This window comes from Paenibacillus sp. RC73 (assembly GCF_044908085.1).
In the GTDB taxonomy this organism is placed as follows: domain Bacteria; phylum Bacillota; class Bacilli; order Paenibacillales; family Paenibacillaceae; genus Paenibacillus; species Paenibacillus terrae_A.
The window spans coordinates 79,287-86,324 of record NZ_JBIYCV010000016.1; the positions used below are offsets into that span (position 1 = coordinate 79,287).

The 7,038-nt window shown below is 41.1% G+C and carries 10 protein-coding genes; all 10 read left to right on the forward strand.

Annotation, left to right across the window (positions count from 1 at the left end; genetic code table 11):
• The first annotated feature begins 22 nt into the window (after positions 1-22).
• A complete protein-coding gene (locus ABH897_RS25320) occupies positions 23-1,330 on the forward strand; it encodes a phage portal protein (RefSeq protein WP_404592873.1) in 1,308 nt (435 codons plus the stop codon).
• Positions 1,320-1,706 (forward strand): hypothetical protein, encoded by a 387-nt coding sequence (locus ABH897_RS25325; RefSeq protein ID WP_404592874.1) that lies wholly within the window; start codon positions 1,320-1,322, stop codon positions 1,704-1,706. Before ABH897_RS25320 ends, ABH897_RS25325 begins: the two co-directional genes overlap by 11 nt.
• Before the next feature lie 404 nt (positions 1,707-2,110).
• Positions 2,111-2,725, forward strand: a complete 615-nt coding sequence (locus tag ABH897_RS25330) for a DUF4355 domain-containing protein (protein WP_404580647.1) — start codon at positions 2,111-2,113, stop codon at positions 2,723-2,725.
• Positions 2,726-2,756: 31 nt separating this feature from the next.
• Positions 2,757-3,587, forward strand: a complete 831-nt coding sequence (locus ABH897_RS25335; protein WP_404580646.1) for a phage major capsid protein — start codon at positions 2,757-2,759, stop codon at positions 3,585-3,587.
• A gap of 97 nt (positions 3,588-3,684) precedes the next feature.
• Entirely contained in the window at positions 3,685-3,903 is a 219-nt protein-coding gene (locus ABH897_RS25340; RefSeq protein WP_342416717.1) for a hypothetical protein, read from the forward strand.
• Entirely contained in the window at positions 3,896-4,207 is a 312-nt protein-coding gene (locus ABH897_RS25345) for a phage head-tail connector protein (protein ID WP_342416718.1), read from the forward strand. The genes ABH897_RS25340 and ABH897_RS25345 overlap by 8 nt, the downstream gene beginning before the upstream one ends.
• Positions 4,208-4,266: 59 nt before the next feature.
• Positions 4,267-4,494, forward strand: a complete 228-nt coding sequence (locus ABH897_RS25350) for a hypothetical protein (RefSeq protein ID WP_404580645.1) — start codon at positions 4,267-4,269, stop codon at positions 4,492-4,494.
• 17 nt (positions 4,495-4,511) lie between these two features.
• A complete protein-coding gene (locus ABH897_RS25355; RefSeq protein ID WP_404592875.1) occupies positions 4,512-5,642 on the forward strand; it encodes an Ig-like domain-containing protein in 1,131 nt (376 codons plus the stop codon).
• Between the two features lie 62 nt (positions 5,643-5,704).
• Positions 5,705-5,830 carry an SHOCT domain-containing protein gene (locus ABH897_RS25360; RefSeq protein WP_268794278.1) on the forward strand — a complete coding sequence of 42 codons (126 nt, stop codon included), beginning with the start codon at positions 5,705-5,707 and terminating at the stop codon, positions 5,828-5,830.
• A gap of 90 nt (positions 5,831-5,920) precedes the next feature.
• Positions 5,921-7,038 (forward strand): recombinase family protein (locus tag ABH897_RS25365; RefSeq protein WP_404592876.1); only part of this gene is annotated, 1,118 nt, incomplete at its 3' end.

Genomic DNA, 7,038 nt, shown 5'->3' on the forward strand with positions numbered 1-7,038 from the left:
CATTTTGAAAGGATTCGATGAGATGCAAATTACGGAACAAATCATTATAGAATGTCTAAACGAACTCCAATCGGCTGCAATAGCCAAACAGAAATATTCAGATTACTACAATGGTCAGCATGCTATTCTCAAGAACTATGCGATGCAAGATAGCCGAAGCAACCAAAAGCTTATTTTCAATTTTCCACGTAAGTTTGTAGATAATGAAGTCGGCTATCTGCTCGGTAAGCCAGTAAACTATGTGTCCAAGTCGGATCAGGACACAGCTATACATAATATAGATATACATATGAGCCATTGGGACAAGGAACATAATTTGCAGCTTCGAAAACAATCCGAAATCTTTGGCGAGAGTTTTGAATTGAACTATATCGACTCGGATGGTCAGTTTTCAGCCACGGTACTATCCCCTTTGAATGCCTATGTGTTGGAGGACGGTACGGCAGAAAGAAATGTACTATTAGGACTACATAAATTCACGAGACGATTTGATAAGCAAGTGTACCTTGACGTGTATACCGACCATGAAATTCTACACTATACAATCGGCAACGATGACAAACACAATCGGAGTAGGCCAAACCAAGCACCTGAATTAAAATATATCGGCAAACATAATCACATCTTTGGAAGAGTCCCGCTTATCTCTTGTCCAGCCAATACGGAGAGAAAAAGTGGCTTCCATGATGTGATTTCTTTATTTGATGCCTATAACGCATTGAATTCCGATTTGGTCAATGAAATTGCAGATCATCGTAATGCCTACCTAGTGATTGAGAATGCCAAGCTGGAAGCTGAAGACTTATTGAATATGAAGAAGATGGGCATTATTCAGGTTCCGGCTGGAGGGAAAGTAAGCTGGCTCACAAAGCAGATTAACGATTCTTTTGTGAAAAATGAGTTGGACAATATTGAACGCAAAATCTTCGATATGATGGATCAGGTTAACTTCAATGAGAATTGGGCCAGCAATACATCTTCCTTAGCGCTGAGAAATAAGCTATTGAATTTGGAGAATCGAGTGGCAATGCGTGAAGCGTTAATGGAAAAGGCGATCAAGCAGCGTTTACGGAATTTCTTCACCTACCTACACATTAAAGAAGGAGTTCAATATGATTACCGTGATATTGCGGTGAAGTTTACTCGCAACTTACCGACAGACTTGGTTGGGATGGCTGATGTGATTGTGAAACTGAAAGAAGTGGTCTCTCAGGAAACGTTGCTCACGTTGCTTCCGTTTGTTGAGAATCCAAAGCTGGAATTCAATAAATTTCATTCGGAGCAGCAACGATTAATTGCTACGGATAAGGAGGTATCAGATGCAGAATAAAAATAAAATCAAGCGGCTTGTGAAGAATAGCTGTGCGTGTTATCTCGGAGCAAAGCATGGTATCCCAAACTATTGCTGTTTACAGGATGGCCCATGTGTATTTTTCGTTCAAGCCGATGTTCTTCCCCGTTGTATCTATTTTGAAAATGGAGTTTTGCCAATGGATGAGAAGTTGGATCAAGAATATAAGTCTGAACGTAATGTAGAGACTGAGCCTAAGACAGCGAAGCCGAGGGTGAACTGTACACGTTGTGGAGGAACATTTTCGGCAAATTCGAATCGGCAGAAATATTGTGACAAATGCAGAGGTAAAGCGAGAAAAGAAAATATTAGGATACGTGTTCGGAAGTTCAGACAAAAAGACGGCTCGATGTAACGCTTTAGAGGTGGAAAAAGCCCTATAAACAAAGGGTTAAAAATAGGTAAAAATGAGGAGTTGGCATGCTTGTACCTTTTCGTCACTTTTGCATTTTCTAATGCGTTACATGATTGTCTTGAGCATGATATTCAATATGATACAGTTTCAGCATACATATACGTTTCTGAAGTTTAGGCAAACAACAGGCTTGATGTAACGCTTTAGGCTGTCAAAAAGCTATATAAACAAAGGATGAAAAATAGGCAAAAGTGGGGAGTGGGTATGTTTGTACCTTTTCCTCGTTTTTGTGATTTCTAAAGCGTAACAAATCCTGTCCTGAGCATGACATTAAACGGCTCAATACATACATAAGCGTGTTCGGTTCTACAGAGTCGAATGGGCAATAAAGGAGATTAACGAAAATGAATTTAGAACAAGTGAAGCAGTTAATTGAGGAAAACCAAACCAATGAGGAATGGCAAACATATTTTCAGGGTCTGAATCCGTATAGCGTAGAGGGAATGGAGCAATTTATTCAATCTAATTCGCAAGCAAAAAGTTGGTTCGATAGCACGGTGGACAAACGATCCGCTAAATCGCTGGAAACATGGAAGGCCAACCATTTGGAAAGTGCAGTGGATGCTGAGATCAAGAAGCGATTCCCGGCTAAGGATGAAAAAGAAATTGAAGTTGAGAAGCTACGAGCTGAAGTGGAGCATATGAAGCTAGAGAAGCAGCGTGAACGATTAACCAGCCAAGCAATTAAAATAGCATCCGAGAAGAATCTTCCACTCCCGTTAGTGGATTTTTTTGTTGGTGCAGATGAAGACACAACGACAGCGAATTTAGCTATGTTGGAACAATCACTCCAACTGGCTATCCAACAGCAAGTGGAGCAACGGCTCAAAGGGGATGGATATACCCCTCCGGCTAGTTCAACAGGTAGCACATTTACATTGGATTCGATTAAAGGGATGTCCCCAAACGAGATTAATCAGCATTGGGATCAAGTCAAGCAAGCATTACAAAACAAATAATAATTAACGAAAAGGACAGGGTGACTAGAATATGACAGTACAAAATTTTATTCCTACCATTTGGAGCGCACGTTTAAATGAAAGTCTGAAAAAGAATCTGGTATACGGAAATGTGGTCAACACCGATTATGAAGGTGAGATTCAAGGGCAAGGCTCTACAGTAAAAATCAATTCGATTGGGGCAGTAAGCATTGGCAATTATGATAAGGTGGCAGGAATCGGTAATCCACAGGAACTGGATGCTACACAAAAAACATTGGTGATTGATCAGGCGAAGTATTTCAACTTTCAAGTGGATGATGTAGATGCTGCCCAAGCGAATGTGAATCTGTTGGATGGTGGGATCATGGAAGCTTCGTATGGGCTTGCTAATGTGGTGGATCAGTATCTGGCTGGATTTTATACGGAGGTCAAAGCTGAAAATACGATGGGTAACGATGCAACGCCGATAATTCCTACAAAAGATACAGCCTATGATTTACTGATTGATTTAGGTGTGCTATTGGACGAAAATAATGTACCTGAATCGGAACGTTTTGTAGTGGTTCCTGCATGGTACTATGGCTTGCTGCTGAAAGATGCCCGTTTCACCAAAGACCCGAATCTTATCCGCACAGGCTATGTGGGAGATATTGATGGCATGACCGTTTATAAATCCAACAATGTGCCAAATACCGCAGGAGCTAAGTATAAAATTATTGCAGGTCATAAAAGTGCCATTTCCTTTGCAGGTCAAGTGGATTCGGTGGAAGCATTCAGACCAGAGAAACAATTTTCAGATGCAGTGAAAGGGTTGCAAGTATTCGGAGCCAAATGTATCAAGCCGGAAGCCATCACTGTACTTACAGCGAATAAGTCTTAATTGAAAGTAGATGATATGAGAACACATTATAATAGAAGAAACACGTTCGGGGTGTCCGTTTTGGATGCCCTATTTTATTTTTTTGGAGGGTAATAAGATGTGGTTTTTGAATCAGGAAACAGGATGTATATGGGAAGTCACAGATCAGGAGTTAATGCTGCGGTTACAGGCCAGTGGGCATTATGAGCAAGTGGAGGAATCTCAACCAGATGAGACTGAAGAAGATGAACCTGTAACGAAAGTTCAAGCTGCCAAGAACATGAAGCGTAACGAGAAGGCACAGGTAAAGGAGGAACAGGAGCCAGCACATGAGTGAGCTAATGGATTTGATGAAACGATTATTAGGCATGGAACCAACGGACATATCCAAGGATGATATCCTAATCCACTATTTGAATAAAGCGAGGAGTAATATTTATGGCTATTGTAATGTCTTAACACTACCAGTGGAATATGATGAAGTCATGGTCGATTATGCTGTGTATCTTTATAAAAATAGGGATTCGGTTGGACTTATAACTAAGCAAGAAGGTGAACGCTCAGCTACCTATGAAACAGGGATTCCGACAAATATTCGACTGGCTCTTCCTCTGCCTAAAATCAAGGTCGGAACAGATTAATGTTCTACGATACGAAGTTGGAAATTTTAGATGCTGAATTCATACCTATTCGGTCAATGATGGCAGATGTACAACCTTATCGTAAAAGCTTTTCATTTGAAGATGGTTACACACTGGAGACTACATATCGAGCTTTCTGTCCACTGGAATCTTTATTGCTGTCGAACTGCTATATTCGAATTAGCGAAGATATTTTTATTATTTTGGATAAGAAGGAATGGAGTGATTATGTGGAGTTGTACCTGTATCGCTGCAAGCCAGATTTTGGTTTGGAGGTGGAGGAGTGACAAGGAGCCTAGAGCCGATGATAGATTTCTTCCTGCGAGAGAAAGGCGAGCTTGTACACATAAACGGTGTAAGACAGCTTGGTCTGATTCGAGATGCGACAGATACCATTCGGATGACCGATGAAAAAATTATTCGAGCAGCAACACCTTTACAAACAGGTGATATCGTAGATTATCGCTATGAACGATATTTAGTTATCAGTCAGGTGGATCGAAATGAACAGTCTTGTCGAGGCAGAATGAAAAAATGTAATCAACGGCTGGCTTTGAACTGGAACGGGCAGATAAAATGGATTGATGCTGTGGTGGAAGCCAGAACGTTTTCAACGGAAACAGGTAAAGTTATCTCCATGCCAGAGGGACATATCCTGGTTACAGTACAGGACAACGCAGATACGAAGGGCATTACATTAAGCCAACGATTCTATATGACTCATCAGCCATTTAAAGTGACTGGAATTGACCGCACGATGAATGGCATCATCCAGTTAAGCTGCACATTGGATAGCATAAATACAGCTTATGATGACTTGGAAAATAACATCGCAGACCGATGGAAATATGAGATTGCTCATACCTACGCATTACATATCAATCACGGAACGATAACCTATGTACGGCTCAACGAAATAATACCGTTGAATGTGACCGCTACGGATAACGGGAATGAGATGGTTAATCCAGCCATAACTTTCATTTCAAGCGATCCGAATGTGGTTAGTGTAGATCAGCAAGGCCAGATTATGGGCATCGCTTTAGGACAAGCAAGCATCACCGCAAAACTAACGTATCATCCGACAGTACGAAGTACCATTGAATTGAGAGTCGTTGAAACGGGAACGCATATCTATTCGATAGCCATTATCGGCAATCCCATCCTCAAAACAGGACAAAGTGCATCATACTTCAGCCATATCTATGACAATGGAGTGGAAGTGTTTGACCAGTCGGTAGAGTGGAGCTTATGGAACCAAGATGATTCAATTCCGATCATGGGGAGCATAACAGCCAGCACAGGAAATAGCGTAACCATAAAAGCAGGAAGCAGTAGTGGAGCAATCAACAAAGCCCTTGTACTGACTGCCATCTTAGTAAGCGATCATAGCATTACTACAGAAAAGACCATTAGCCTTAAGAATTTATTCTAAGCATTATATCTATCGGCTTGCCTTAGAGGTGAGCCATTTTTATTTCAAAGGAGCACATACATATGCAACGAAAATCCATCGACTACTTGCTCAGTCTAAGCCTATTAAAGCAATTGAGATCACAAAATGTCATTACAGAAGAAGAGTTCATCGCGATTGATGAGCTTAATAAAAAGTCTTTCAAATAGCTATAACATGGGCAGAAATGGACTTGATGATGTGCCGCAAGCATTATACCATGTGACCGTATAAAGAAGATATCGAAGGGAGAAACACCTATGGCCCAAGCTACAACCGCAAAAAAAGTCGTGATCGTTCCCATTAAAACGATGGACATCGTAGAAGGAATTCAATCGATTCAAAAGAAGAAAGTCGCTGCCTATTGTCGGGTCAGTACCGATTCCGAGGAGCAAAAGGAAAGCTATACCAATCAGGTCAACCATTATACCCAATACATTCAAAACAACTTGGAATGGGAAATGGCTGATATTTACGCCGATGAAGGGATCACTGGAACCAGTACCAAAAATAGAACACATTTTAATCGGATGATACAGGATGCTCGAAATGGTAAACTGGATCTCATTCTGGTCAAGTCGATTTCAAGATTTGCTAGGAATACACTAGATTTATTAAAATATGTACGGGAACTGAAAAGTCTCGGAGTCGCCGTATTCTTTGAACGGGAGAACATTAATACGCTAGATACCACAGGTGAGGTATTGCTGACCATCCTGAGTTCACTTGCTCAAGACGAGAGTCGAAACATTTCTGAGAATAGTCGATGGGGCATATTACGCGGCTTCCAAAACGGCAAAGTCTTCTGCAACACGACTCGCTTTCTCGGCTACGATAAGGATGAACATCGTGAATTGGTGATTAACGAGCCAGAAGCAGAGATTGTACGCAGAATATACGAGGAGTATTTGGATGGGAAAAGCTATCAGGCGATAGCCAGAGGATTGATGCGAGATCACATTAAAACAGTCACGGGTGGCGATACGTGGTGGGATTCCTCGATTACATTAATTCTGACCAATGAGAAATATTACGGAGCTTTGCTTCAGCAAAAGACGGTAACGGTAGATTTTCTAACCCACAAACGAGTAAGGAATAAAGGACAAGAACAGCAATATTTAATTGAGGACAACCATGAGCCGATTGTATCCAAGGAACTATTTGAAGCGGTGCAAAAGGAAAAGGAATGGAGGGCCAAGCTGAAAGGTAATGTCATGGGGGATAGTAAAAGATACTCCAGTAAATATGCACTCAGTAGCAAAGTGTATTGTGGATGCTGTGGAGCCATTTTTAAACGCCGAACCTGGAACAGCAATAATCCATCCAAAAAAGTAGTATGGCAATGCAAAACGTATGTCAATAAAGGTAAAGTAGCCTG

Coding starts and splice junctions, on each gene's coding strand:
- ABH897_RS25360 (WP_268794278.1), top strand. CDS start 5,705: ATGCAACGAAAATCCATCGACTACTTGCTCAGTCTAAGCCTATTAAAG.
- ABH897_RS25350 (WP_404580645.1), top strand. CDS start 4,267: ATGGCAGATGTACAACCTTATCGTAAAAGCTTTTCATTTGAAGATGGT.
- ABH897_RS25330 (WP_404580647.1), top strand. CDS start 2,111: ATGAATTTAGAACAAGTGAAGCAGTTAATTGAGGAAAACCAAACCAAT.
- ABH897_RS25340 (WP_342416717.1), top strand. CDS start 3,685: ATGTGGTTTTTGAATCAGGAAACAGGATGTATATGGGAAGTCACAGAT.
- ABH897_RS25325 (WP_404592874.1), top strand. CDS start 1,320: ATGCAGAATAAAAATAAAATCAAGCGGCTTGTGAAGAATAGCTGTGCG.
- ABH897_RS25335 (WP_404580646.1), top strand. CDS start 2,757: ATGACAGTACAAAATTTTATTCCTACCATTTGGAGCGCACGTTTAAAT.
- ABH897_RS25320 (WP_404592873.1), top strand. CDS start 23: ATGCAAATTACGGAACAAATCATTATAGAATGTCTAAACGAACTCCAA.
- ABH897_RS25355 (WP_404592875.1), top strand. CDS start 4,512: ATGATAGATTTCTTCCTGCGAGAGAAAGGCGAGCTTGTACACATAAAC.
- ABH897_RS25345 (WP_342416718.1), top strand. CDS start 3,896: ATGAGTGAGCTAATGGATTTGATGAAACGATTATTAGGCATGGAACCA.